This window comes from Actinomycetospora sp. CA-101289 (assembly GCF_050955895.1).
Taxonomy (GTDB): domain Bacteria; phylum Actinomycetota; class Actinomycetes; order Mycobacteriales; family Pseudonocardiaceae; genus Actinomycetospora.
The window spans coordinates 2,710,652-2,733,329 of record NZ_CP192093.1; the positions used below are offsets into that span (position 1 = coordinate 2,710,652).

At 74.1% G+C, this 22,678-nt stretch carries 21 protein-coding genes, 1 tRNA gene and 2 pseudogenes; 18 read left to right on the top strand and 6 right to left on the bottom strand.

Going from position 1 to position 22,678, the window contains the following annotated elements; translation table 11 throughout:
* Positions 1 to 61 precede the first annotated feature (61 nt).
* Entirely contained in the window at positions 62 to 1,051 is a 990-nt protein-coding gene (locus ACQPX6_RS13530; protein ID WP_433787836.1) for a TIGR00341 family protein, read from the bottom strand.
* A gap of 154 nt (positions 1,052 to 1,205) precedes the next feature.
* Between ACQPX6_RS13530 and ACQPX6_RS13535 the strand changes: the two genes are divergently transcribed.
* From ACQPX6_RS13535 to ACQPX6_RS13550, 4 genes and pseudogenes are all read left to right on the top strand, one after another.
* Positions 1,206 to 1,691 carry a DUF7144 family membrane protein gene (locus tag ACQPX6_RS13535; RefSeq protein WP_433787837.1) on the top strand — a complete coding sequence of 162 codons (486 nt, stop codon included), beginning with the start codon at positions 1,206 to 1,208 and terminating at the stop codon, positions 1,689 to 1,691.
* 67 nt (positions 1,692 to 1,758) lie between these two features.
* Positions 1,759 to 2,577 (top strand): annotated as a pseudogene (locus ACQPX6_RS13540) (YhjD/YihY/BrkB family envelope integrity protein); the annotation flags it as partial.
* A gap of 5 nt (positions 2,578 to 2,582) precedes the next feature.
* Positions 2,583 to 3,965 carry a chloride channel protein gene (locus tag ACQPX6_RS13545; protein ID WP_433787838.1) on the top strand — a complete coding sequence of 461 codons (1,383 nt, stop codon included), beginning with the start codon at positions 2,583 to 2,585 and terminating at the stop codon, positions 3,963 to 3,965.
* On the top strand, positions 3,962 to 4,489 hold the full coding sequence (locus tag ACQPX6_RS13550) for a potassium channel family protein (RefSeq protein ID WP_433787839.1): 528 nt from the start codon (positions 3,962 to 3,964) through the stop codon (positions 4,487 to 4,489). Before ACQPX6_RS13545 ends, ACQPX6_RS13550 begins: the two co-directional genes overlap by 4 nt.
* A gap of 43 nt (positions 4,490 to 4,532) precedes the next feature.
* On the opposite strand, the pseudogene ACQPX6_RS13555 reads toward ACQPX6_RS13550, so the two are convergent.
* Positions 4,533 to 5,162: pseudogene (locus ACQPX6_RS13555) on the bottom strand (YhjD/YihY/BrkB family envelope integrity protein); the annotation flags it as partial.
* Between the two features lie 159 nt (positions 5,163 to 5,321).
* Positions 5,322 to 5,840, bottom strand: coding sequence for a hypothetical protein (locus tag ACQPX6_RS13560; RefSeq protein WP_433787840.1), 519 nt, complete (start codon positions 5,838 to 5,840; stop codon positions 5,322 to 5,324).
* A gap of 122 nt (positions 5,841 to 5,962) precedes the next feature.
* Here ACQPX6_RS13560 and ACQPX6_RS13565 point away from each other — a divergent pair, with 122 nt between their 5' ends.
* From ACQPX6_RS13565 to ACQPX6_RS13590, 6 genes are read left to right on the top strand one after another with little or no spacing between them, the layout of a single operon-like run.
* Positions 5,963 to 7,207: an AI-2E family transporter gene (locus tag ACQPX6_RS13565; protein ID WP_433787841.1), complete on the top strand. Its 1,245-nt coding sequence runs from the start codon at positions 5,963 to 5,965 to the stop codon at positions 7,205 to 7,207.
* Positions 7,208 to 7,254: 47 nt separating this feature from the next.
* Positions 7,255 to 7,707: a DUF6325 family protein gene (locus ACQPX6_RS13570; RefSeq protein WP_433787842.1), complete on the top strand. Its 453-nt coding sequence runs from the start codon at positions 7,255 to 7,257 to the stop codon at positions 7,705 to 7,707.
* A gap of 14 nt (positions 7,708 to 7,721) precedes the next feature.
* Complete coding sequence (locus ACQPX6_RS13575; RefSeq protein ID WP_433787843.1) at positions 7,722 to 8,015, top strand: SHOCT domain-containing protein; 294 nt, start codon at positions 7,722 to 7,724, stop codon at positions 8,013 to 8,015.
* A 38-nt stretch (positions 8,016 to 8,053) separates the two neighbouring features.
* Positions 8,054 to 8,350, top strand: coding sequence for a hypothetical protein (locus tag ACQPX6_RS13580; RefSeq protein WP_433787844.1), 297 nt, complete (start codon positions 8,054 to 8,056; stop codon positions 8,348 to 8,350).
* Complete coding sequence (locus tag ACQPX6_RS13585) at positions 8,320 to 9,822, top strand: arylsulfatase (protein ID WP_433787845.1); 1,503 nt, start codon at positions 8,320 to 8,322, stop codon at positions 9,820 to 9,822. The genes ACQPX6_RS13580 and ACQPX6_RS13585 overlap by 31 nt, the downstream gene beginning before the upstream one ends.
* Positions 9,819 to 10,751: an HAD family hydrolase gene (locus ACQPX6_RS13590; RefSeq protein ID WP_433787846.1), complete on the top strand. Its 933-nt coding sequence runs from the start codon at positions 9,819 to 9,821 to the stop codon at positions 10,749 to 10,751. The genes ACQPX6_RS13585 and ACQPX6_RS13590 overlap by 4 nt, the downstream gene beginning before the upstream one ends.
* A gap of 9 nt (positions 10,752 to 10,760) precedes the next feature.
* On the opposite strand, the gene ACQPX6_RS13595 is transcribed toward ACQPX6_RS13590, so the two are convergent.
* The gene (locus ACQPX6_RS13595) at positions 10,761 to 13,427 is read right to left on the bottom strand and encodes a LuxR C-terminal-related transcriptional regulator (RefSeq protein ID WP_433787847.1); all 2,667 of its coding nucleotides are present in this window, start codon (positions 13,425 to 13,427) and stop codon (positions 10,761 to 10,763) included.
* 1 nt (position 13,428) lies between these two features.
* Positions 13,429 to 14,712: an MFS transporter gene (locus ACQPX6_RS13600; RefSeq protein WP_433787848.1), complete on the bottom strand. Its 1,284-nt coding sequence runs from the start codon at positions 14,710 to 14,712 to the stop codon at positions 13,429 to 13,431.
* 273 nt (positions 14,713 to 14,985) lie between these two features.
* Between ACQPX6_RS13600 and ACQPX6_RS13605 the strand changes: the two genes are divergently transcribed.
* Positions 14,986 to 15,228, top strand: coding sequence for a hypothetical protein (locus ACQPX6_RS13605; protein WP_433787849.1), 243 nt, complete (start codon positions 14,986 to 14,988; stop codon positions 15,226 to 15,228).
* 18 nt (positions 15,229 to 15,246) lie between these two features.
* Here ACQPX6_RS13605 and ACQPX6_RS13610 read toward each other — a convergent pair whose 3' ends face one another.
* The gene (locus ACQPX6_RS13610; RefSeq protein WP_433787850.1) at positions 15,247 to 16,008 is read right to left on the bottom strand and encodes a helix-turn-helix domain-containing protein; all 762 of its coding nucleotides are present in this window, start codon (positions 16,006 to 16,008) and stop codon (positions 15,247 to 15,249) included.
* 114 nt (positions 16,009 to 16,122) lie between these two features.
* Here ACQPX6_RS13610 and ACQPX6_RS13615 point away from each other — a divergent pair.
* The 7 genes from ACQPX6_RS13615 (at position 16,123) to ACQPX6_RS13645 (ending at position 22,599) form a co-directional block, all read left to right on the top strand.
* A tRNA-Leu gene (locus ACQPX6_RS13615) sits at positions 16,123 to 16,200 on the top strand.
* A gap of 53 nt (positions 16,201 to 16,253) precedes the next feature.
* The gene (locus ACQPX6_RS13620) at positions 16,254 to 16,688 is read left to right on the top strand and encodes a nitroreductase/quinone reductase family protein (protein WP_433787851.1); all 435 of its coding nucleotides are present in this window, start codon (positions 16,254 to 16,256) and stop codon (positions 16,686 to 16,688) included.
* Between the two features lie 189 nt (positions 16,689 to 16,877).
* On the top strand, positions 16,878 to 17,513 hold the full coding sequence (locus tag ACQPX6_RS13625; protein ID WP_433787852.1) for an ANTAR domain-containing response regulator: 636 nt from the start codon (positions 16,878 to 16,880) through the stop codon (positions 17,511 to 17,513).
* A gap of 105 nt (positions 17,514 to 17,618) precedes the next feature.
* Positions 17,619 to 18,845, top strand: a complete 1,227-nt coding sequence (locus ACQPX6_RS13630) for a branched-chain amino acid ABC transporter substrate-binding protein (protein WP_433787853.1) — start codon at positions 17,619 to 17,621, stop codon at positions 18,843 to 18,845.
* 186 nt (positions 18,846 to 19,031) lie between these two features.
* Positions 19,032 to 20,237: a branched-chain amino acid ABC transporter substrate-binding protein gene (locus ACQPX6_RS13635; protein WP_433787854.1), complete on the top strand. Its 1,206-nt coding sequence runs from the start codon at positions 19,032 to 19,034 to the stop codon at positions 20,235 to 20,237.
* A gap of 209 nt (positions 20,238 to 20,446) precedes the next feature.
* A complete protein-coding gene (locus tag ACQPX6_RS13640) occupies positions 20,447 to 21,433 on the top strand; it encodes a branched-chain amino acid ABC transporter permease (RefSeq protein ID WP_433788260.1) in 987 nt (328 codons plus the stop codon).
* The gene (locus tag ACQPX6_RS13645; RefSeq protein WP_433787855.1) at positions 21,430 to 22,599 is read left to right on the top strand and encodes a branched-chain amino acid ABC transporter permease; all 1,170 of its coding nucleotides are present in this window, start codon (positions 21,430 to 21,432) and stop codon (positions 22,597 to 22,599) included. The genes ACQPX6_RS13640 and ACQPX6_RS13645 overlap by 4 nt, the downstream gene beginning before the upstream one ends.
* The last annotated feature ends 79 nt before the right edge of the window (positions 22,600 to 22,678 follow it).

The following is a 22,678-nucleotide window of genomic DNA, read 5'->3' on the forward strand; positions in this document are numbered from 1 at the left end:
GCCGCACCGTGCCCCCCGTGGCGCCGCGGCGCGTCACCTGCGCGGGGTGAGGGCCGTCGGGTCACGTCCCGGCGGGCAGCTCCCGGGTGCCGCCGAACACCAGGGCGACCTGCACCGCGACGTCGCCGTACCCGGCGCGGTCGAGCTCCTGGCGCAGCAGCGCGACGTCGGGGCCCGGGGGCGGGCCGAGGACCTCGACCCGGACCCCGTCCGCGGTGTCCGAGACGTCCACGACCTGCCAGGAGCCCGCGGTCGCCCACCGCTCGGCGACGGGGCGCACGCCCGCGAGCGTGGTGCTGTCGGTGAACACCTGGTAGCTGCCCACCCCGAGCGGCACGGCGACGAGCACCACGAAGCCGGCCACGACGGCCACCGTCCCCCGCCCGAGCCGGCCGACGGGGCGGCCGTCGTCCTCGGCGACCGCGCGGAGCCGGTAGGCCGTGAGCAGTGCAGCGCCGGTGGCCACGATGGCGGCGACGTTCGAGGCGAACAGCAGCAGGGCGCCGAGGGCCTGGCCGGGCTCGCCGGACTCGAGCGTCAGCCCGACCACCGCGAGGGGTGGGACGAGCGAGATGGCGATGGCGACGCCGGGCAGCGTGTCCGAGATGTCCGTGCGGACCAGGGCGAAGGCGCCCACCAGCCCGGTCGCCAGGGCGCCGACCAGGTCGATGAGGTCGGGGCTGACCCGCGAGGCGACCTGGGAGTTCGTGGCGGCGACGACCGGCTCCGGCACGAGGAGCCCGAGCAGGTAGCCGAGGACCACCACGAGCGCGGCGCCGAGCAGGACCGTGGTGACGCCGCGGACGATCCGCGCCCGGTCGGCCAGCACGACGGCGAGCGCCGTGCCGAGGATGGGGGTCATGAGCGGGGCGACGATCATCGCCCCGATGACCGTGGCGTCGGAGTCCTCGACGACGCCGGAGCCGGCGATGACGGCGGCCAGGGTCAGCAGCACCCAGAAGGCCGACTGCTTGCGCCGGCCCTCGACGTAGAGCCGGTCGGTCATCCGGTCGATGTCGGCACCGGACACCCGCGACGCCGTCTCGACCATCGGACGAGCCTCGCCCGGGGATCGACGACCCCGCCTCGCCCGCGCCGGATGAGCGGGCGCGGGAGTCACCTCGCGGGGGTGACGTGGACCGGCGCCCGTGCGGCGAGAGTGGCACCTCGCCCCCGCGACGCGGGGGCCGGACGAGGAGGACGACGTGACCGACACGGACGGGCTGCGCAAGAAGGGCCGCACCCCCACCTTCGGGGCGCAGGCCGCGTACCTGCAGGAACCCGCGGGATACGGGTCCGACACCGACGACTGGACCGGCTGGATCCGCTTCGCCGGGATCATGATGATCCTGCTGGGGGTCTTCCAGCTCATCGAGGGGCTCGTGGCCCTGTTCAGCCCCACCTACTTCCTGGTGGGCGAGGAGGGCGTGGTCCTGTCGCTGTCGTTCAGCTCCTGGGGCTGGACGCACCTGTTGCTCGGGGTGCTGATCCTGGCGGCCGGGTTCGGGGTGATGGCGGGGCAGGTCTGGGCCCGCGCGGTCGGGATCGTGCTGGCGGGTCTGAGCGCGATCGCCAACCTGGTGTTCATCGCGGCCTACCCGATCTGGTCGGTCATCATCATCGCCGTGGACGTCGCCGTGATCTTCGCGCTGGCCACCAACCGCCGCGGCGCGCCGGCCCCGGAGGCGTAGGACGCCCAGGCCGCGCTGGGTCGACCACCTCGTACGGGCCGCGTGGCGGTACACCGAGCGCCACGGTGACCACTACGCGGCCGCGGTCACGTACTTCAGCGTGGTCGCGCTCGTGCCGATGCTGATGATCGGGTTCGCCGTGGCCGGGTCCGTGCTGCTCGGCGACCCGGAGCTGCTGGCCGAGCTCCGACGGTCCGTCACCGCCGCGGTGGGGCCGGGGCTCGCCGCCACGGTGGACCAGATCGTGACGGAGGCGATCCGGCAGCGGGAGACCGTCGGGCTCCTGGGCCTGCTGCTCGCCGGCTACACGGGGCTCGCCTGGATGTACCGCGTGCGCGAGGCCCTGTCCGCCCAGTGGGGGCAGCGCACCGCGGGACCGCCGTACCTCGCCGGCGCGATCTCCGACGCCGCGGCGCTGATCGGCTTGGGCCTGGTGCTGGCCGTCTCGCTCGGGCTCGTCGTGCTGGGCCAGACCGTCAGCGCCACGGTGGCCGGCCCGGAGGGGGCGGGCTGGGCCCGGACGGCCGCCGCGGCGACGGTGGTGCTGGGGGTCTCGTTCGTCGCGAACCTGGTGGTGCTGCTCTGGGCAATCGCCCGGCTCCCGCGCGAACGACTCCCGCTGCGCCGCGCGGTCCGGCCCGCCCTGCTGGCCGCCACTGGCTTCGAGGTCATCGAGCAGGGCGGGGCCGTGTACCTCGGCTGGGTCACCGGCTCCCCGGCCGGACTCGTCTTCGGGCCGGTCCTCGGGCTGCTGGTCGCCATCTACCTGGGCGCGCGCGTCGTCCTGTTCGCGACGGCGTGGGCCGCGACCCGCCGATCGGTCCCGGCGCCCCACGCGATCACCAGCGACGGGCGAGGGACGCCGCACGTCGCGGCGCCACGATGAGGAGCATGGGAGACCGCGCCGACGCCGGCACCCCGGCCCGCACCCCGGCCACCACCCCGTCACCGCCCGCGGCGCCGCTCGAAGCGGCCGCGGTGGTGCGGGAGCGCGGGTACCTCGTCCTGCTGCTCGTGGCCGCCGGCCTCGGCGTGCCGGTGGCCGCGGCCTCCTACGGGTTCATCGTCCTCATCGGCCTGGCCCACCGGTCGCTCTACGAGGACCTGCCCCGGGCCCTGGGCCTGGACGGCGCGCCCGCCTGGTGGCCGGTGCCGTGGCTGGTGCTCGCCGGCGTCCTCGTCGCGCTCGTCGTCCACCGGATGCCGGGCCACGGGGGACACGTGCCGATCGACGGGTTCCAGACCGGGTCCTTCCCGTCGCCCCGTGAGCTCCCGGGCGTCGTGCTGGCCGCGCTCGTCTCGCTGGCCGCGGGCGCGGTGATCGGCCCGGAGGCGCCGCTGATCGCTCTCGGGGGTGGGCTCGCTGCCCTCGCCGTCCGGCTCGCGCGGCGCGACCCCGCCCCGCGGGTCCTCGCGGTGGTCGCCTCGGCGGGCGCCTTCGCGGCGATCAGCACGCTGTTCGGCTCGCCGCTGCTCGGGGCGTTCCTGCTGATGGAGGCGGCCGGGCTGGCCGGCGCGACCCTGGGGCTCGTGCTCGTCCCGGGCCTGCTCGCGGCCGGCGTCGGGACGATCATCTTCGTGGGCCTGGACTCCTGGACCGGCCTCGGCGCCGCCTCGCTGGCCATTCCCGGCCTGCCCCCGGCGGGCAGCCCGACGCTCGCCGAGTTCGTCTGGGCGGTGCTGATCGGCCTCGCCGCCGGAGTGGCGGGCACCGCGATCCGCCGCGCCGGCGGGCGGCTGCGGGGCCCCGTGGAGCGCCGGCCGCTGCTCGCGGTGCCGGTGGCCGGCCTGGCCATCGGGCTCCTCGCGGGCGCCTACGCCCTGCTCACCGGCCGCGGGGTGACCGAGGTCCTCTTCTCCGGGCAGGACACCATCGGGCCGCTGCTGCAGACGGGCGCCACGCTGCCCGTCGCCGTGGTGGTGGCCCTCCTGGTCGCCAAGGGCCTGGCCTACTGCCTGTCCCTGGTCGCGTTCCGCGGTGGCCCCGTCTTCCCCGCGATGTTCCTGGGCGCGGCCGGCGGTCTCGCGCTCGCCGCGCTGCCAGGTCTCTCGCCGCTGGCCGGCGCGGCGATGGGGATCGGGGCGATGTGCACGGTCATGCTGCGGCTGCCGCTCACGTCGGTCCTGCTCGCCACCCTGCTGCTCGCGGAGAACGGACTCGTGCTCATGCCCGTGGTCATCGTCGCGGTGGCCGTCGCCTACGTCGTCGGGCTCCGGCTCACCCCGGTCCCGGCACCCACGCCGGCGGCCCCGTCCGCCGGGCCCTCGACGTGAGCCCCGAGTCGCCGTCCCGCCGCCGGGTCGCGCTGAGCATCGTCCGGTCGATCGCGACCGTGGTCGTGCTCGTCGTCGTCTACTACGCGCTGCCGCTGCGCGGGGAGGCCGAGAGCGGGGCGCTGGTCCTCTTCATCGGCGGCCTCGTCCTGCTGGGCGTGCTGATCGTCTGGCAGCTCCGGGCGATCGTCCGCGCCCGGCACCCCGTCCTGCGGGCGGTCGAGGCCTTCGCCAGCGCGATCCCGCTGTACCTGCTGATCTTCGCGTCGATCTACGTGCGGCTGGAGACGGCCCGGCCCGGCGCGTTCTCCGAGACGCTGACCCACACCGACGGCCTCTACTTCACGATGACGGTCTTCGCCACGGTCGGCTTCGGGGACATCGCCCCCGTCACCGGTCCGGCCCGGGTCCTGGTGACGATCCAGATGGTGGGGAACCTGCTGGTGCTGGGGCTGCTGGGACGCTCGGTGCTCGAGGCGGTGCGTCGGGGCCAGACCCGTCAGGGGCGGACGCCGCCGGCGTGACCGTCCGGGCCACCACCAGCAGGTGGCCCACGAGGGCGCCGCCCAGCATCACGACGCTGAACGCGACGAACCACGAGAGCATGACGAAGACGATCCCGAGGGGCCCGTACTCGCGGTAGTGCAGCGTGATCGCGGGCGAGAGCACGATGTCCGCGCCGAGCCGCAGCCCCACGAGCCCGATCCCGGTGACGACGGCGCCCGGCAGCAGGGGCCGCCACCCGACCCGGCCCCCGAGCAGCAGGTACTGCGTCCACCACGCCCACCCGACGGCCAGCGGCGTGCCCAGGGCCAGCAGGGCGACGAGCCAGGCCACACCGGAGAGCAGCGGGTCGACGAGAGCGGCGACGAGGACCACCGCGACGGCGCCGGCGAGCCACAGCAGGGGCCGGCCCATCGAGCGCAGCCCGCCGCGGGGGAGACCCCAGACGAGCTCGTAGGCGCGCTGCAGCGCCATTGGCCAGCGCACGGTGAGGACGACGGTCAGCGTGGCCCCGATCCAGGTCGAGGCGTTGCGCACGGTCGTGCGGCTGGGGAAGAGCTGCTGCAGGTCGTGCGTCGCCCCGGGTGTCAGCCCGAGACGCAGGGCGAAGCCGCCCACGGCGCCGTCGTCCCGGCCCAGGGGCAGGACCGCGGCGAGCGTGACGAGCGCGGGGATCACCAGCATCAGCGCCATCGCGGCCAGGATCAGTGCCTGCTTGGTCAGCTGGACCTCGACGACGCGGCGCTGCAGGCGTCCGGCGGTCGACGCCTCGAAGCGCTCGCGGGTCCGGCGGATCCGCTCCCGGGTGCCCGGGGCGTCGGCGGGGGGAGGGACGGGCAGCGTCACGGTGCCTCAGTGCAGTGCGGCCTTGAGCAGGACGATGACCGACCCCACGACCACCGAGCCGAGGGTCCAGGCCACCCGGACCGCCGGGCGCCGTCGGGCGGCACGCCCGGCGAGGATGCTGCACACGGCGAGTGTGCCGACCCCGATCCACAGGGTGATGTCGATGCGCGTGGCGACGGGGAAGCGCAGCAGCGCCGTCACCAGCAGCACGATCCCGGCCGCGAGTCCGGGCACGGCGGCCCAGCAGGTCCGCCGCAGCGCGACGCGGATCTCGTGCGCCGAGGGAGCCGCGGCCCCGGAGAAGGCCTGACCCACCACCTCCGCGTAGGCCTCGGCCAGGAAGATGACGATGCCGGTGCCGCCGACGGTCACCGCCGTCACCCACGGGCCCGGTTCGTGGTCGCCGAGGTAGGCGAGCACCGACATCGCGATGATCGTGCCGTAGACCGCGGACCGGACCCTGCCGGCGAGGCGCTCGCCCGATTCCGTCGGCGGTGGGGCGGTGCGTCCGACCATGGCGGCCACGGCCTCCTCCTGCGTTCGTCGGGTGGCGCTCCGGTGCCGGGAGGTTAGGTCGGACGGCGCCCGCGGTGGCTCACCCCGCGCGGGTGAGACCGGAATGCCCTGGCGTTCCTACCGTCCTGTCCATGTCGACCACGACCGCAGCAACCGGTGCCCCCGCGGCGAGCACCGGTTACGTCGCCCGCGCCGCGCAGGGCATGCCCCGCGGCCTGATGCTCCTGCTCGGCGCCGCCGCCACGGTGATCACCATCGCCGGGCTCCAGCAGGCCGCGTGGCTGATCTCGCCGATCCTGCTGGCGCTGGTCGTCGTCATCGCGGTCAGCCCCGTGCAGTCGTGGCTGCGCCGCAAGGGCCTGCCCGTCTGGATCACGGTCCTGGCCATGATCGTGATCATCTTCGCGGTCATCGTGGGCCTGGTCGCCGTGCTGTTCGCCTCGGTGGGTCAGCTCATCGGGCTGGTGCCCCAGTACTCGGGGCGCATCCAGCAGCTCACGGGCTCGATCACCACCTCGCTCCAGTCGCTCGGCTTCGACCCGTCCCAGGCCCGGGCCACGGCCGGCTCCGCGGACGTCGGCAAGGTCGTGGGCGTGATCGGCGGGATCCTCTCGGACCTCAGCGGGGCGCTCACGAGCATCGTGTTCATCCTCGCGCTGCTGCTGTTCCTCATCGCGGAGGCGAGCGGGGCGGGCCGCCGGATCGCGGCCATCGGCGCCGACCGCCCCCACATGGTCGGCGCCCTGCAGGGCTTCACGTCCGGCACGCGCCGGTACCTGGTGGTCACCGCAGTCTTCGGGCTGGTCGTCGCGGTGCTCGACAGCGTCGCCCTCGCCATCATCGGCGTCCCCCTGGTGGTGCTCTGGGGGCTGCTCTCCTTCATCACCAACTTCATCCCGAACATCGGGTTCATCATCGGCGTCATCCCGCCGGCTGTCCTCGGCCTCTTGGTCGGCGGCTGGCAGATGATGGTCACGGTGCTGGTCGTCTACATCGTCCTCAACGCCGTCGTCCAGTCGCTGATCCAGCCGATGTTCACCGGCGACGCCGTCGGGCTGTCGACCACCATCACGTTCGTCGCGCTGCTGTTCTGGGCGTGGGTCCTCGGGCCCCTCGGCGCCCTGCTCGCCATCCCGGCCACGCTGCTGGTCAAGGCCGTGCTCGTCGACTGCGACCCGAACGCGAAGTGGGTCGACCACCTCATCGGCGCGGCGTCGCCCGAGGAGGCGAAGCACCGCGCGGACGAGCCGGACGAGCCGGACGACCCGGTCGTGGTCCCCGACTCGTCGGACCCGCCGGATCCGGTGGACCCGACCGACCCCCCGGACACGAGCCCCCGCACCGACGGCGGTCCGGTCCACACCGTCCGCGTCTGACCGCGTCATCGCCTCGTCCGGTGACCACGACCCGAAGGACCGAGACCATGACCGCACCAGGACCGGACACCGGCCCCATCGATTACCTCGTCGTCGAGTTCCCGCCCGGGACGATGACCGGCGAAGGGATGCCGCTGCTGCTGGACCTCGTCGATCGCGGACTGATCCGCATCCTCGACCTGGCCTTCGTGACGAAGGGCCAGGACGGCGCGGTCGCGGGTGTCGAGATCGCCGACCTCGACGGCGACGGGGACCTCGACCTGCGCGAGTTCCACGGGGCGTCCTCGGGGCTCCTCGGCGACGACGACCTCCGGGAGGCGGGAGCCGTGCTCGCGCCGGGGACCTCCGCCGCGGTGCTCGTCTACGAGAACGTGTGGGCCGCCCCCCTGGCCGCCGCGTTCCACCGCAGCGGGGCGCAGCTCGTGGCCGGGGGCCGGGTCCCCGTCGACGCCGTGCTCGCCTCGCTCGATGCCGTGACCGACGCGCCCTCCTACACCTGACAGGGGTGGACGACATGCCAGGACTCCTCCGAGGACTCGCCCGTACGGCGATGGTGGCCGGGACGGCGACCGCGGTCTCGAACCGTGTGTCGCGCCGGCAGGCCGGACGGTGGGCCGCGGAGGCCCCGCCGCCGCAGTACGAGCAGGCTCCTCCGCCGCAGTACGCCCCGCCGCCCCCTCCCGCCGGGGGCGGGGGCGGTGGCGGGGACGTCCTCGACCAGCTCCGGCAGCTCGGGGAGCTGCGGACCGCGGGCGTGCTGACCGACCAGGAGTTCGCCGACCAGAAGCGCCGGATCCTCGGCGGCTGACCGGCGGGCACCACGGACGGGCCGGCTACGGCTACGTCATGGAGAACATGCAGGAGAACGCACGGATCCTCGCCGAGCAGCTGCAGGCCACGGGGAGGTTCGAGCTGATCGGCGCCGGGGACGAGCAGCTCCCGCTCGTCGCGTTCCGGCTGGCCGAGCCCGACGGGTACGACGAGTTCGACGTCGCGTGGCAGTTGTCCGCCGAACGGGGCTGGATGGTCCCGGCGTACACGCTGCCCCCCGACGCGCCCGGGCCACTGAGCCGATCCCGATCACCACCAGGAACGTCCGACGAGGAGAACGCATGCCGCAGGACAAGCCGAACATCGTGGTGATCTGGGGCGACGACATCGGCATCTCGAACCTCAGCTGCTACAGCGACGGCCTGATGGGCTACCGCACCCCGAACATCGACCGCATCGCCGAGGAAGGCGTGCGGTTCACCGACTACTACGGCGAGCAGAGCTGCACGGCGGGTCGCGCGGCGTTCATCTGCGGGCAGAACCCCATCCGCACCGGCCTGACCAAGGTCGGGATGCCGGGGGCGACCGTCGGGCTCCAGGCGGGCGACCCGACGATCGCGACCGCGCTGAAGGCGCACGGCTACGCCACCGGCCAGTTCGGCAAGAACCACCTCGGGGACCGCGACGAGCACCTGCCCACCGTCCACGGCTTCGACGAGTTCTTCGGGAACCTCTACCACCTGAACGCCGAGGAGGAGCCCGAGCTCGACGACTACCCCAAGCCCGAGGAGTTCCCGCACTTCCGGGAGCGGTTCGGGCCCCGCGGGGTGATCCACTCGTGGGCGAACGAGGACGGCACCCAGGAGATCAAGGACACCGGTCCGCTGACGCGCAAGCGCATGGAGACCGTGGACGACGAGTTCGCGGAGGCGGCCGGGCGGTTCGTGCGGACACAGGTCGAGTCCGAGAGGCCGTTCTTCCTGTGGTTCAACTCCACCCACATGCACTTCCGGACCCACGTCAAGCCCGAGAGCAAGGGGCAGGCGGGGCGGTGGCAGTCGGAGTACCACGACACGATGATCGACCACGACGCCGTCGTGGGCGGACTCCTCGGCCTGCTCGACGACCTGGGGATCGCCGACGACACGATCGTCGTGTACTCGACCGACAACGGGCCGCACATGAACTCGTGGCCCGACGCCGGGATGACGCCGTTCCGCGGGGAGAAGAACTCCAACTGGGAGGGCGCCTACCGGGTGCCGGCGATGGTGCGCTGGCCCGGGCACGTCCCGGCGGGCCGGGTGCTCAACGGCATCATGAGCCACAACGACTGGTTCCCGACCCTGCTCGCGGCGGCCGGTGTGCCGGACATCGCCGACCAGCTCAAGGCCGGCGCCGAGCTGTCGGGCACGACGTACAAGGTCCACCTCGACGGGCACGACCAGCTCGGCTACCTCACCGGGACGGAGGAGAAGAGCCCTCGCAACTCCTTCTTCTACGTCTCCGACGACGGCGGCCTGACCGCGGTGCGGTTCGACAACTGGAAGCTGGTGTTCCTCGAGCAACGGGCCACCGGCACCCTGCGGGTCTGGGCCGAGCCGTTCACCCAGCTCCGCGTCCCCAAGATCTTCAACTTGAGGCTCGACCCCTACGAGCGCGCCGACATCACGTCGAACACCTACTACGACTGGATCCTCGACCACGCGTGGGTCGCGGTGCCCATGCAGGCGTTCGTCTTCGAGATGATCCAGAGCTTCGCCGAGTTCCCGCCGAGCCAGAAGCCCGCCACCTTCGGTCTCGACGAGGTCCTCGCCAAGCTGACCTCGGGCATGGGCAGCGAATGACGGGCACCGCCCTCCTCAGCTGGAAGGACCGTCCCGCGAGACGCGCGGTGCTCGACTTCGTCGAGCGCACCTGCGGCGACGGGCCCGACGCCGTGCCGGTCGGAGAACGGATCGCCGTCTTCGACAACGACGGCACGCTGTGGTGCGAGAAGCCCATGCCGATCCAGCTCGACTTCATCATCCGTCGCCTCGTGGAGATGGGGGAGGAGCAACCCGATCTCCGCGACCGCCAGCCGTGGAAGGCCTCGCACGAGAAGGACTACGGCTGGTTCGGCCGCGTCATGGACGAGCACTACGCCGGGAACGACGCCGATCTGGGAGTCCTGGCCGCCGGCGTCCTCAGCGCCCACGGGGGTATCAGCGTCGAAGCCTTCGAGGAGCAGGCGGACCACTTCCTGCGCACCGCGCAGCACCCCGGGCTGGGTCGTCCGTACCTGCAGTGCGTCTACGCGCCCATGGTCGAACTGATCGGCCACCTGCAGGCCAACGAGTTCTCCTGCTACATCGCCTCGGGCGGTGGGCGCGACTTCATGCGGCCGATCAGCCAGGACACCTACGGCATCCCGCGTGAGCGCGTGATCGGCAGCAGCACCAGCTTCTCCTACTCCGGGGACGAGCACGGCGGGACGATCACCCGCAAGCCGGAGGCCGACTACCTCGACGACGGGCCGGAGAAGCCCGTCCGCATCTGGAACCGCACCGGACGCCGCCCCCTGCTCGCCGCGGGCAACTCCAACGGGGACGTCCCGATGCTCGAGTTCACCCAGCACGCCGACAAGCCCACGCTGCGGCTCCTCGTCCTCCACGACGACGCCGAGCGCGAGTTCGCCTACACCCGCGGGGCGGAGACGGCGCTCCGTCGTGCCGAGGCCGAGGGCTGGACGGTCGTCAGCATCGAGAACGACTGGACCACCGTCTTCCCGGCCTGACTCCGCCCCTCAGAGCAGGCCGAGCTCCCGGGCGCGGCGCACCGCGTCGCGGCGCCCGTCGGCGCCGAGCTTGCGGTACACCGCGCGCTGGTGGGTCTTCACGGTGTTGACCGAGACGTAGAGCGCGGCGGCGATCTCGGTGTTCGCCAGCGAGCTCGCCAGGTAGCGCAGGGCGAGGCGTTCGCGCTCGGTCAGGGGGTCGACGACGCCCGCGGTGTCGCGCGTCGGGGTCGGCCGGCCGAGGAGCTCCAGGGCGAACCCGCCGGCGGCGGTGCCGCGTTCGAGGCGCCGCGCCAGCAGCGGGGCGAGGTCCGGCTCGGCGAGGAACGGGCGGCGCAGGCCGTGCGGGGCGGCGGCGACCAGGGCGTCCTCGAGGAGGTCCGCCGCCCGGTCCTCGTCGCCGGCCTCGTCCGCGAGCAGCGCGCCGACGACCCCGGCGTCGACACGGGTGCGCACCGCGTCCCCGCGGACGCCGGCGAGGACGTCCCGGGCCGCCTCGGGGTCCTCGAGCCGCCGGTGGAGGCGCGCGAGCAGGAGCCGGCCGGCGTCGGTCTCCGGAGGGCCCTCGCGCCCGAGGAGGAGCCGCGCGGCGGGGAGCTCGCCGACCCGGGCGAGCAGCGCTGCCTCGGTGAGCGCGGCCTGCTCGCGCAGCGGCCGGGGCGGCGCCCACCCGCCCAGGCGCGCCCGGGTGGACCGGAGCTCGGCGAGGCCGCGTCCGGCGTCGCCCGCGGCGTCGTGGCGCAGCGCCCGCAGCAGCGCCCCGGCGAGCTGCAGGGGCCGCTCCGGGCCCTGCTCCTCCACCTCGGCCAGGCGCCGCCACCACGTGTCGGCCCCGTCGGTGTCCCCGCGGTCGAAGACCACGCGGGCCAGCGCCAGGTAGGCCGGCGCGACCTGGATCGCCAGCGTCCACCCCGCGGCCTCGGCGGCGTCCACGACCGCGGTCGCGACCTGCTCGGCGGCGTCCAGCTCACCGCGCCCGACGGCGATCAGGGCAAGGTGGGCGGCGGCGTTGAGGGGCGGGAGAGCCCGTGCCCCTCGCAGGTCGGCCACCTCGCGGAGGTGGGTCTCGGCTTCCTCCAGGTCGCCGATCCAGAACGCGGCGGTGCCGAGGTTGCTGCGCACGACGTCGAGGACGACGTCGACGTCGGCGACGTCCAGCGCCGCCAGCGCTGCCGCGTCGAGCTCGACCGCCCTGAGCGCGTCCCGGGAGGCGGCGGGGTCCCCGTCCATGCGGGCCAGGCCGCCGAGGATCAGGGCGTGGAACAGGCGCAGGCGGTCGATCCGCCGCGCGGAGAGCCCACCCCAGCTCGTGCGGGCGGCCTCGACGAGCCGGGCGACCTCGACCCCGTGGGCCCGGGAGATGCGCGCCCCGGCGAGCGCGGTGGCCAGCTCCGGTTGCGCGAGCAGCACGTGGCGGGGCACCTCGGCCAGGACGCGCTCCAGCTCACGCCCCGACCCCCCGAGGGCGAGGGCGAGGAGGTGCCGGCTCACCAGCTCCGACGCCAGCGGCCAGAGCTCGCCGCGCACGGCGGCGCGCACGGCCTCGAGCGCCGTGCCGTGCGCGGCGAACCAGGTCGACGCGCGCCGGTGCAGGTCACGGCGCTCGCGGCGGGGGAGCGGGCGGGCCCGCAGGAGGTCGAGCACCAGCCGGTGCAGCCGGTACCAGCGACCCGGACCGAGGGCCTGGACGAAGAGGTGGGAGGCGGCGAGGTCGGCGAGCACTGCGGCGCCGTCATGGCCGCCGACGAGGGCGTCCGCGAGGTCGGCGCACACGAGGTCGACCACGGCGACCCGTTCGAGGAAGGTCACCAGCCCCGGGGGCTGGTGGTCGAGGATCTCGTCGAGCAGGTAGCCCGAGACGTCGTGGTCGTCGCCGGAGAAGGCGCCGACCGCGGCGTCGACGTCCGGGGCCCCGCGCAGGTGCAGCGCGCCGAGGCGCAGCCCGGCGGCCCAGCCCTCGGTGCGCCGCACCATCTCGTCGAGCTGCCCGGTGCCGAGGTCCACGCCCAGGTGGTCGAACAGGGCGGCCGCCTCGTCACGGTCGAAGGCCAGGTCCGCGGCCCGGATCTCCGTGACGAGCCCGGCGAGGCGCAGGCGGGGCAGCGCCCAGGCGGGATCCCGCCGCGTCGTGATGACGAGGGCGAGACCCGGCGGCGGGTGCTCCACGAGCCGCTGCAGCCCGGCGTGCACCTCGGGATCGGCCACCTCGTGGAGGTTGTCGAGGACGACGACGAGCGGGTCGGTGCCGTCGAGCGCCCGCACGAGGTCCCCGGGCAGCTCGCCGGCCCCCGACGGGAGGCGGGCCAGGGCCCGCGCGACCCGGTCGCCGGCGACCTGCGCGAGCGCGGTCGCCACGGTCCGCCAGAAGGCGCGCGCGTCGTCGTCCCCGGCGTCAAGGCTCACCCAGGCGACGCCGCGGCCCCCGGCACCGGCCGCCACCCACGATCCGACCAGCAGCGACTTGCCCCAGCCGGGCCCGGCCGCGATCAGTACGACCCCGTCCGCGACGCCCGCGTCGAGCCGGGCGTGCAGCCGCGGCCGGGCGACGACGTGGGTCGCGACGGGCACGGCGAACTTCGCCGGGACGTCGGGGGTCGGCGCCGCAGGAACCGGGCCCCGCGCGCGGCGGTCGCGCGGCGCGGCGAGGTCGTCGACCTGGTGACGGTGCACGGGCACGTCACCCGTCCCGCAGGACGGGGTCCGCGGGCCGGGCGTCGTCGTCCGGGGCCCCGTCGTCCGGGGCGGCGGCGGCCGCGGCGCGGTCCCGGGGGTACGAGCGCGCCCCGGACCACAGGGCGGCCGCCGCGACCAGCCCGAGCAGCGACACGGCCGCGAGCGCGGCGGGCAGCCCGATCCGGTCGGCGAGGGCGCCGGTCAGCACGGGACCGATCGTCAGGCCGAGCAGGTTCTGGGCCACGACGAGCACGGCGGCCGCCGACGCCCGCTGACCGCGGTGGACGACGTCGACCACCACAGCGGCCACCGGGCCGACCGCGGCGGTGGTCGTCGCCGCGCCGACCAGCAGGAGCGCGAGCTGCAGGCCCCCGGGCGGCGCGACGCCGAAGCCGAGGCCGAGCAGCACGGCCGTCGCCGACGCCGTGACGGCGGGGACGAGGAGCCGGTAGCGCGGGTCGCGGCGGGCGAGGCGGTCGGCCGCCACCGCCCCGGCGACGGTGCCGGCCACCCCGGCGAGCAGCACCCCGGCGGCGAGGCCCCCGGCCGCGGCCCCGCCGAGCCCGTAGGCCTCGCCGAGGTGGCTCGGCAGCCAGGTGTAGAGCGCGGACGCGACGACGAGCAGGAGCACGGCGCCGACGACAGCGCCCGCCGCGGAGCGCGTCCGCAACAGGGCGACGGCGGCCGGCCGGCTCCGGGCCCGTGGTGGGCGCACGGTCGGGTAGTCGGGGAGGCGGAGCACCGCCAGCGCGACGATCAGCCCCGGCACGGCGAGGACGCCGACCGCCCACCGCCACCCCCACGTCGCCGCGACCGCCCCGCCCAGCGCCGTGCCGATCACGGCGCCCAGGGGGCCCGCGGCGTACAGCGCCCCGAGGACGGTCGCACGGCGGCGCGCGGGGAAGGCCGTGGCGAGCAGCGCGGCGCCGGCCGCGCCGTAGCCGGCCTCCCCGGCGCCCACACCGACGCGCGTCGCGAGGAGCTGCCCGTAGCCCTGCACCCACCCGGAGGCCGCGGCGGCCACGCTCCACACCACGCCCATCAGCGCGATCGCCCGGACCCGGCTCCGGCGGTCGACCCACGCCGCGACGGGCATCGCCGCGAGGGCCACGGTGAGGGTGAGCACCGAGACCAGCGCGCCGAGCTCGGTGTCGCTGAGCCCCCACTCGCGCCGGAGCTGGGGGAAGGCGCCGACCAGCACCTGGCGATCGGCGAAGTCGATGACCATGAGGACGAGGAGCAGGGCGAGTGTCCGTCCCGCGCGGGGCGTCGGGGCGTCGTCATCCACCGCGGGAGGTCCGGTTCGTGGGAGGCGGATGCCGCACCCCCCTGATCCGGCGGCGGAACGCCCGCCCCTTCCGCAGGATGGGATGGTCGTCCGTCCCGGCACACGACGTCAATGCAGCTCACGAGGGGTGTGGCCCGCCTGCGCCGGACGGCGGGCGCCGTTGCTCCCCGTGGTTGTGGAGATCCGGGAGCGGACGAGGTTCACCCGCCGCGGACGAGGGCCGCGCTGCGGTCAGGGGCCAGGGTGACGGCGCACCCACCCCACGGAGGATTCATGGACAGCGAGACCGAGCCGGCCGCGCTCCCGGGCTGGCACGTCGAGATCCCCTACATCGGTCCGGTGGGCTGGCCGCTGACCGGCAGCCTCGCCTTCCTCATCACGGTCGGCGTCCTCGCCGCGTTCGAGGTGATCCCCCTGCCCGTCGCGGGACTGGTCGGGCTCGGCCACGTGATGGCGCGCAACCGCGACCACGCCGTCGTGAGCGAGGTCGGGGCCGGGCTGTCGTCCGTGGCGTGACGTCCCCGCCCGTCGGGGTCAGTACTTCGGCCCGACGACGAGGTCGAGCGCCGCGACGCCGGCGCGCTTCGAGACGGACAGCATGTCGCGGCGGGAGCGCCGCCAGGGGATGTCCATCAGATCCAGGGCCTGCGTGCAGAGCCCGAGGATGTCCTCCGACCTGTTGGAGAAGTGGTAGCGCGGATACTCGTAGCGCCGTACCCCGGACTCCGTGCGCTTCGTCGCCCAGTTGGCGACGCGGCACCCGTCGGAGTGGAACAGCCCGCGCAGGAACCGGCCCGGGTGGTCCACGACGATCGCGGCCTGCCACGGCGCCAGGGCGATGGCCCGCGTGTGCTTCTTCCCCGGGCCGTGCTGGGGGAACAGACACAGCCAGTGGTTCGTGTAGCTCGTGACGGCGTGGCAGCCGGTCCTCGTGACCAGGTGGACCTCGGCGGAGGGCATCACGGCGCCCATCGCCTCGGCGACCTCTCTGCGGACGCCGGGCCAGTCGTCGGCGCAGGAGACGGCCAGGGCCGCGACCGATCGCCTCGGGATGTTGATGTGCCCGTCCCCGAGGTAGCAACCGAGCAGGTACGCGTACTGGACGTCGTCGAGCGACAGCCCGTGGCACCGGGGACAGGTCGGCGGAGGTGATCGGCGACGCGAGGGCGAGCGGCCACCTCGACACCAGTACTGGACGGTGCTCTTGGGCACGCCGAGGCGGCGGCCGATCTCGGTCGGACTCAGCCCCGCGCACGTGAGGGCCAGCGCCGAGTGGACCGTCGTCTCGGGGTGCACATTCGGGACGCTCCCACCGCCCCCTGACACCCGAGCGTCCCGTCGGTGGCGTGCAAGCCCTCGCGGAAGCCGGCTGCTCCACGGGCTACGCTCGACCCCGCTTCGCCATCGCCAGCCCCCGTAGCCCAATCAGGCAGAGGCCGCGGTCTCAAACTCCGTCCAGTGTGGGTTCGAGTCCCACCGGGGGCACCATGCGGCCCGGCCGCCGTGGACACGCCCGCCTCCCGGCGCCCAGCATCGGGTGCGTGACCACCGAGGGGCCGGCGAGGACCCGGAAGTACCGCTTCCTCCGGGTGTTCCTCCGCGTCGGCACCGGCGCCCTGCGGTGGGCGCTGCGCCACGACCTCGCGCCGCCGGCGTTCGCGCTCCTCGAGACCACCGGGCGTCGCAGCGGGCGGCCCCGCCACACGCCGGTCGGCAACGGGCTCGCCGGCGACGTGTTCTGGCTCGTCGCGGCCCACGGGCACCAGGCCGACTTCGTCCGCAACGTCGCGCGGGAGCCGAGGGTGCGGGTCCGGGTCGGCCGGACCTGGCGCACCGGCACCGCGACGCCCCTGTCCGACGACGACACCCGGGCCCGCTCGCGGACCCTGCCGTCCCGCGCCGACGCCGCACTCGGCCGTGCCCTCGCGACCACGCCGCTGACGATCCGCATCGACCTCGACCCGCCGGGGCCGTGAACCCCGAGCGAGCAGCGTCACGGTCGGCTCCAGGGTCCCGTGCCGGTATGTTCCTGAATCGAAACGGCCTGCCCGAACCGGTCGTCCCGGCCCTGCCGGGACCGGAGGGCCGGACGGCCGTCCCGGGTCGACGCAGCGTGGCGCCATGCGGGGGCGGCGCGACGACGCGCGGACACGAGGAGCGGGCCCATGAGCCAGTCGGCCGACATCATCAGTGACACCGAGGGCCAGACCACTCCCGAGGCGGTGCCGGTCGCCGGCCTGCGGGTCGTGGTCGCCGAGGACGAGGCGCTCATCCGGCTCGACCTCGTCGAGATGCTCCGCGAGGAGGGCTACGACGTCGTCGGCGAGGCCGGCGACGGCGAGGAGGCCATCCGGCTGGCCCGCGAGCTGCGCCCCGGCCTGATCATGATGGACATCAAGATGCCGGGCACCGACGGCCTCGAGGCCGCCCGCACCATCGCGGGGGAGCGCCTGGCCCCGGTCGTCATGCTCACGGCGTTCAGCCAGCGCGAGCTCGTCGAGGCCGCGCGCGACGCCGGCGCCATGGCCTACCTGGTCAAGCCGTTCTCCAAGACCGACGTCGTGCCGGCCATCGAGCTGGCGGCGTCGCGCTACGCGGAGGTCGCCGCCCTCGAGGCGGAGGTCGCCGGTCTCACCGACCGGCTCGAGACCCGCAAGGCCGTCGAGCGGGCCAAGGGCCTGCTGATGGCCAAGAAGAAGATGTCGGAGCCCGACGCGTTCCGCTGGATCCAGCGCACCGCGATGGACCGCCGCACCACGATGCGCGCCGTGGCCGACGCCGTCGTCGAGACCTTCGGCTGAAGCTCACGCACCGTGACCGTCCCCGGGTCCGACGCCCCGCGGCGGTGACCTACCGTAGGTCCCCGCCACGAACGAGGGTCGGACACGGCGAGGGGGTCGAGGCGAGTGCGACGGCGTCGTCGGGTCGGGGCGGTCACCGCGATCGCCGTGGTGGCCGCGCTGCTGGCGCTGGTCCTCGCCGGGTGCGGGGGAGCGGGCGGGTCGTCCGGCGACGGGGGCGACTGCGACACCAGCCGCGGCACGCTCGTCGTCGGCCTCGTGGCGCCGCTCTCGGGGGAGCTGGCCTCGGTGGGCCTGGGCATGAAGAACTCGGCCGACCTCGCCGTCAACCAGGCCAACGCGCGGTGCGCGGTGCCCGGCTACCACCTGGCCGTGCAGAGCCAGGACGACCGCGCGGACCCGGCGACGGGCGCCGCCGCGGCCGCGACGCTGGCCCGCGACCCGTCGCTGGTCGGGGTGCTCGGGCCGTTCAACTCGTCGGTGGCCCAGGCGGTGCAGCCGGTGCTGGGCGAGGCCGGCGTCGTGCAGATCTCGCCGGGTAGCACCGCCACGACGCTGACGCGCGGCGCCAACCCCGTCACCGCGCCCCTGCGGCAGTACCAGACGTTCTTCCGCACGGTGGCCACCGACGCCGTGCAGGGCCCCGCGGCGGCCACGTACCTGGCGCGGGCCGAGGGGAAGCGGCGCGTCGCCGTGGTCTCCGACGGCAAGACCTACGGCGAGGGCATCGCCGAGGAGTTCGCCAAGCAGCTCGCCACCGAGGGCGGCCAGGTCGTCGTGCGGGTCACCGCGCCGCCCGGCACCCCGGCCCGGGACGTCGTGTCCCGGGTGTCCGCCGCCCGGCCGGACGCGGTCTTCTACGGCGGCGAGTACCCCGAGGGCGGACCGCTGTCCGCCGCGCTCGCCGCGGGCGGGGTCTCCGTGCCGGTCATGGGCGGTGACGGTGTGGTCAACCCCGGTTACGTCACCGCGGGTGGTCGCGAGGGCGACCTCGGCACGTCCATCGGGCCGCCGCCGGAGACGCAGCCCGCGGCCCGCGACTTCGTCGAGGCCTACCGCCGCGCCGGCTACCCCGAGAGCTTCGGCTCGTACGGTGCGTCCACCTTCGACGCGGCGAACGTCCTCGTGGACTCCGCCGTGCGGACCCTCGGCGAGGAAGCCGAGTGGACCCCGGCGCTGCGGCCCGCGATGGTCCGCTCGGTGCAGGGCTTCCACGGCGACGGCATCACGGGGCCGGTGTCGTTCGACCGCTTCGGCGACGTCAGCACCGACGCGGTCACGGTCTACCGCGTGCAGGGCCGTCAGTGGGCCGTCGTGGGCCCCGCGGATTGATCTCCGGGGACCCCACCACGCCGGATCTCCAGCGGATCTCCGACCGGCCGGGCGTCACGGTCCGGATACGACCACGCACGCGCTTGCGCGCGAGACCGGACACGCCTATACCTTCCACACCCGACCGGGCGAGCGAGATCATGCAGACCCGTCGTGGACATGACGGCACGTGACGGAGGTTGAGACGTGATCCGACGACGGCTCGCAGCAGCGGGCGCGCTCGTGGCGGCGGTGGCCCTGGTGCTCAGCGGCTGCGCCAACCAGGGGGGAGGCGAGCAGCAGGGCGGCGGCCCGCAGGCCGGTGCCCCCAGCCAGCCCACCGACGCGGTGCTGCCGGCCGGCAACGGGCAGGGGCGCTGCGCGCCCGGCACGTCCATCGGCTACGCGGGCACGATCGCGGGGCAGAACGCCGCGCTCGGGATCGCGATCGTCAACGCGGCGCAGCTCGCGGTGGACCAGCACAACGCGGCCAACCCGAACTGCCAGGTGACGCTGGTCCGCGCGGACACGGGCGGCACCCCGGACACCGCGGTCGGCCCGACCACCGCGCTGATCAACAACCCGGCGGTGCTCGGCCTCGTGGGCCTGCCGTTCTCCGGCGAGTCCCGCGCCGTCGGCCCGGCCCTCAACGCGGCCGGCCTGGTGAACATCACCCCGTCGGCCACGAACCCCGCGCTGACCCAGAACGGCTGGACCAACTTCTTCCGCGGCCTCGGCAACGACGCCGTGCAGGGCCCGGCCATCGGCCGCTACATCAAGGAGCGGCTCAACGCCCAGAACGTCTGCGTCATCAAGGACGACTCGGACTACGGCATCGGGCTGGCCGGCACGGTCAACCAGGAGCTCGGTCCGCAGGTCGCGCGCTGCCAGGTCGACGTGAAGACCAACCAGCGCGAGTTCTCGGCGATCGTCGGCCAGGTGCAGCAGGCGGCGCCGCAGGCGATCTTCTACGCGGGCTACTACCAGGAGGCCGCGCCGCTGGTCCAGCAGCTGCGCGACGCCGGCGTGCAGACCACGTTCATCGGGCCCGACGGTGTCAAGGACCCGCAGTACGTGGTCAACGCGGCCGGTGCGGCCGACGGCTCGCTGCTGTCCTGCCCGTGCGTGCCGCAGGAGGGCTTCGCCGACTTCTCGAACGCGTACCGCCAGGCCTTCGGCGTCGGTCCGCAGACGTACTCGGCGGAGTCCTACGACGCCACGACGATCCTGCTGCGCGGTCTCGACCAGGGCATCGCCGACCGGCCTGGCCTGCTCAACCACGTCCGCAACTACAACGGTCAGGGCCTCACCAAGCGGTTCCAGTGGAGCCCGACCGGCGAGCTGACGAACACCCCGGTCTGGATGTACCGGGTGCAGGGCAACCAGATCGTCACCGACACCCAGATCGGCTGACCAGCCCGGAGCGCTGAACCCCCGGCCGCGTCCCCGCGCCAGAGTGCGCGGGGGCGCGGCCGTCGGGTGTCACGACCCGTGGTGCCACACTCCCGACCCGTCACCCGACGACCCAAGCAGCCTCCTGTGCCCGCCGACGGCGGGCGCCCGACGCCCCCGGGGAGCGCGTCATCTCCTCTGTCCTCGATCTGGCCGCGCACGCAGCGCCCCTGGTCGTGCACGCCGAGCCCTGGATCAACTTCGACGTCGGCCTGCTCGCCGACCGGTTCTGGGCGAACACCATCAGCGGCCTGGCCTACGGCAGCATCTACGCGCTCGTGGCGCTGGGGTACACGCTGGTCTACGGCGTGCTCCAGCTGATCAACTTCGCGCACTCCGAGATCTTCGTGATCGGGGTCTTCGGGGTGTACCTGACGTTCCTCGCGCTCGGGTTCGAGCCCGGCGCGCTGCCGAACCTGCCGCTCGCCGCGATCATCCTCGACCTCGTCCTGGCGGGCCTCGTCGCGATGGCCGTCGCCGGGCTCGCCGCGGTGGGCCTCGAACGCGTCGCCTACCGGCCGCTGCGACGGCGCAACGCCCCGCGCCTCGCGTTCCTCATCACCGCGATCGGCGCGTCGTTCGTCATCCAGCAGGTCATCCGCATCTGGCGGGGCTCGAACCCCGAGGGGACGATCCGCCTGCTGCCGCCCTCGCCGACCTTCTCGATCTTCGGCGCGCCGGTGACGAACCTGCAGCTCGTCATCTTCCTCGCGTCGATCGCGATGTTCGTGATCGCCGACCAGTTCGTGAACCGCAGCCGGCTGGGCCGCGGCATCCGCGCGGTGGCGCAGGACCCCGCCACGGCGACGCTGATGGGTGTCAACCGCGAGCGGGTCATCATGATCACGTTCCTCGTCGGCGGGGTGCTCGCCGGCGCCGCGGCGCTCTTCTACCTCATGACGATCCCGCAGGGCGCGGTCTACAACGGCGGCTTCCTGCTCGGCATCAAGGCGTTCACCGCGGCGGTGCTCGGCGGCATCGGCAACCTGCGCGGCGCCCTGCTGGGCGGCCTGATCCTCGGGGTGGCGGAGAACTACGGGCAGAGCCTGTTCGGCGGCGACTGGCGCGACGTCGTCGCGTTCGTGCTGCTCGTGCTCGTGCTGATGTTCCGCCCGACCGGCATCCTCGGCGAGTCGCTGGCGAGGTCCCGCGCATGAGGGAACGCATGGCCACCGTCTCCCACTGGTGGAACGCGCAGAGCCGGCCGCAGCAGTGGCTCTACACGTCCCCGATCGTCGTGTTCCTGCTCGCGCTGCCGGTGCTCAACCCGCCGATCATCACCACCGAGCCGTACACCGACTTCCCGATCGCCCTGTTCAACGCCGCGGTCTTCGCGCTCATCGCCATCGGGCTCAACGTCGTCATCGGGCAGGCCGGGCTGCTGGACCTCGGCTACGTCGGCTTCTTCGCCATCGGGGCCTACACCGCGGCGCTGCTCTCGAGCCCCGACTCCGAGCTGGGCGTGCGCTACCCCTGGCTGATCATCGTGCCCATCGCGATGGTGGTCACGATGATCTCGGGCGTCATCCTGGGCACACCGACGCTGCGGCTGCGCGGCGACTACCTGGCGATCGTCACGCTGGGCTTCGGCGAGCTCGTCCGGCTGCTCGCCGACAACGTCGACCCGCTGCGCGGCAACCGCGGCTTCCAGGACATCGCGCGGCCGGGCGGTACCTACGCGGACGGCCAGCCGATCTTCGCGCAGACCGACGCGCTCGGGTTCTACTGGCTCGCGGTCTGCATCATCGTCATCGTCCTGCTGTTCATGGGGAACCTCGAGCGCTCCCGGGTCGGGCGGGCGTGGATCGCCGTGCGCGAGGACGAGGACGCCGCCGAGCTCACGGGCGTGCCGACCTACAAGTTCAAGATCTGGGCGTTCGCCATCGGCGCCGCGGTCGGTGGGCTGTCGGGGACGCTGTTCGCCGCCCAGGTGGGCTACGTCAACAACCAGCGCTTCGACATCACGACGTCGATCCTCTACCTCGCGGCGGTCGTGCTGGGCGGGCAGGGCAACAAGGTCGGGGTGATCGTCGGCGCGTTCCTCGTCTCCTACATCCCCGACCGCTTCCAGTTCGAGCCGACGTACCGGTTCCTGGTCTTCGGCCTCGCGCTCATCATCCTGATGATCTTCCGGCCGCAGGGCATCCTGGGCATGCGCCAGCACCTGCTGACGTACGGCCGGCAGGCGTACCAGAAGCTGTTCGGCGCCGGGGCCGCCGTGGCGCCGAGCGGGCTCTCGGCGTCGTCGAAGGCGACCGGGGACATGCCCGAGGTCACGCCGGACGACCACGCGGGGACGTCCCCGCGGGGAGGTGGGGAATGAGCTCGGGAGACGGAGCAGAGCGGAGCTCGACCCGGGTGGCGCGTGACGGGGCGACGCCGGGCCCGGCGACGGTCGAGAC

Coding starts and splice junctions, on each gene's coding strand:
- ACQPX6_RS13580 (WP_433787844.1), top strand. CDS start 8,054: ATGGAGAACATGCAGGAGAACGCACGGATCCTCGCCGAGCAGCTGCAG.
- ACQPX6_RS13575 (WP_433787843.1), top strand. CDS start 7,722: ATGCCAGGACTCCTCCGAGGACTCGCCCGTACGGCGATGGTGGCCGGG.
- ACQPX6_RS13570 (WP_433787842.1), top strand. CDS start 7,255: ATGACCGCACCAGGACCGGACACCGGCCCCATCGATTACCTCGTCGTC.
- ACQPX6_RS13605 (WP_433787849.1), top strand. CDS start 14,986: ATGGACAGCGAGACCGAGCCGGCCGCGCTCCCGGGCTGGCACGTCGAG.
- ACQPX6_RS13590 (WP_433787846.1), top strand. CDS start 9,819: ATGACGGGCACCGCCCTCCTCAGCTGGAAGGACCGTCCCGCGAGACGC.
- ACQPX6_RS13530 (WP_433787836.1), bottom strand. CDS start 1,051: ATGGTCGAGACGGCGTCGCGGGTGTCCGGTGCCGACATCGACCGGATG.
- ACQPX6_RS13545 (WP_433787838.1), top strand. CDS start 2,583: ATGGGAGACCGCGCCGACGCCGGCACCCCGGCCCGCACCCCGGCCACC.
- ACQPX6_RS13625 (WP_433787852.1), top strand. CDS start 16,878: ATGAGCCAGTCGGCCGACATCATCAGTGACACCGAGGGCCAGACCACT.
- ACQPX6_RS13565 (WP_433787841.1), top strand. CDS start 5,963: ATGTCGACCACGACCGCAGCAACCGGTGCCCCCGCGGCGAGCACCGGT.
- ACQPX6_RS13645 (WP_433787855.1), top strand. CDS start 21,430: ATGAGGGAACGCATGGCCACCGTCTCCCACTGGTGGAACGCGCAGAGC.
- ACQPX6_RS13585 (WP_433787845.1), top strand. CDS start 8,320: ATGCCGCAGGACAAGCCGAACATCGTGGTGATCTGGGGCGACGACATC.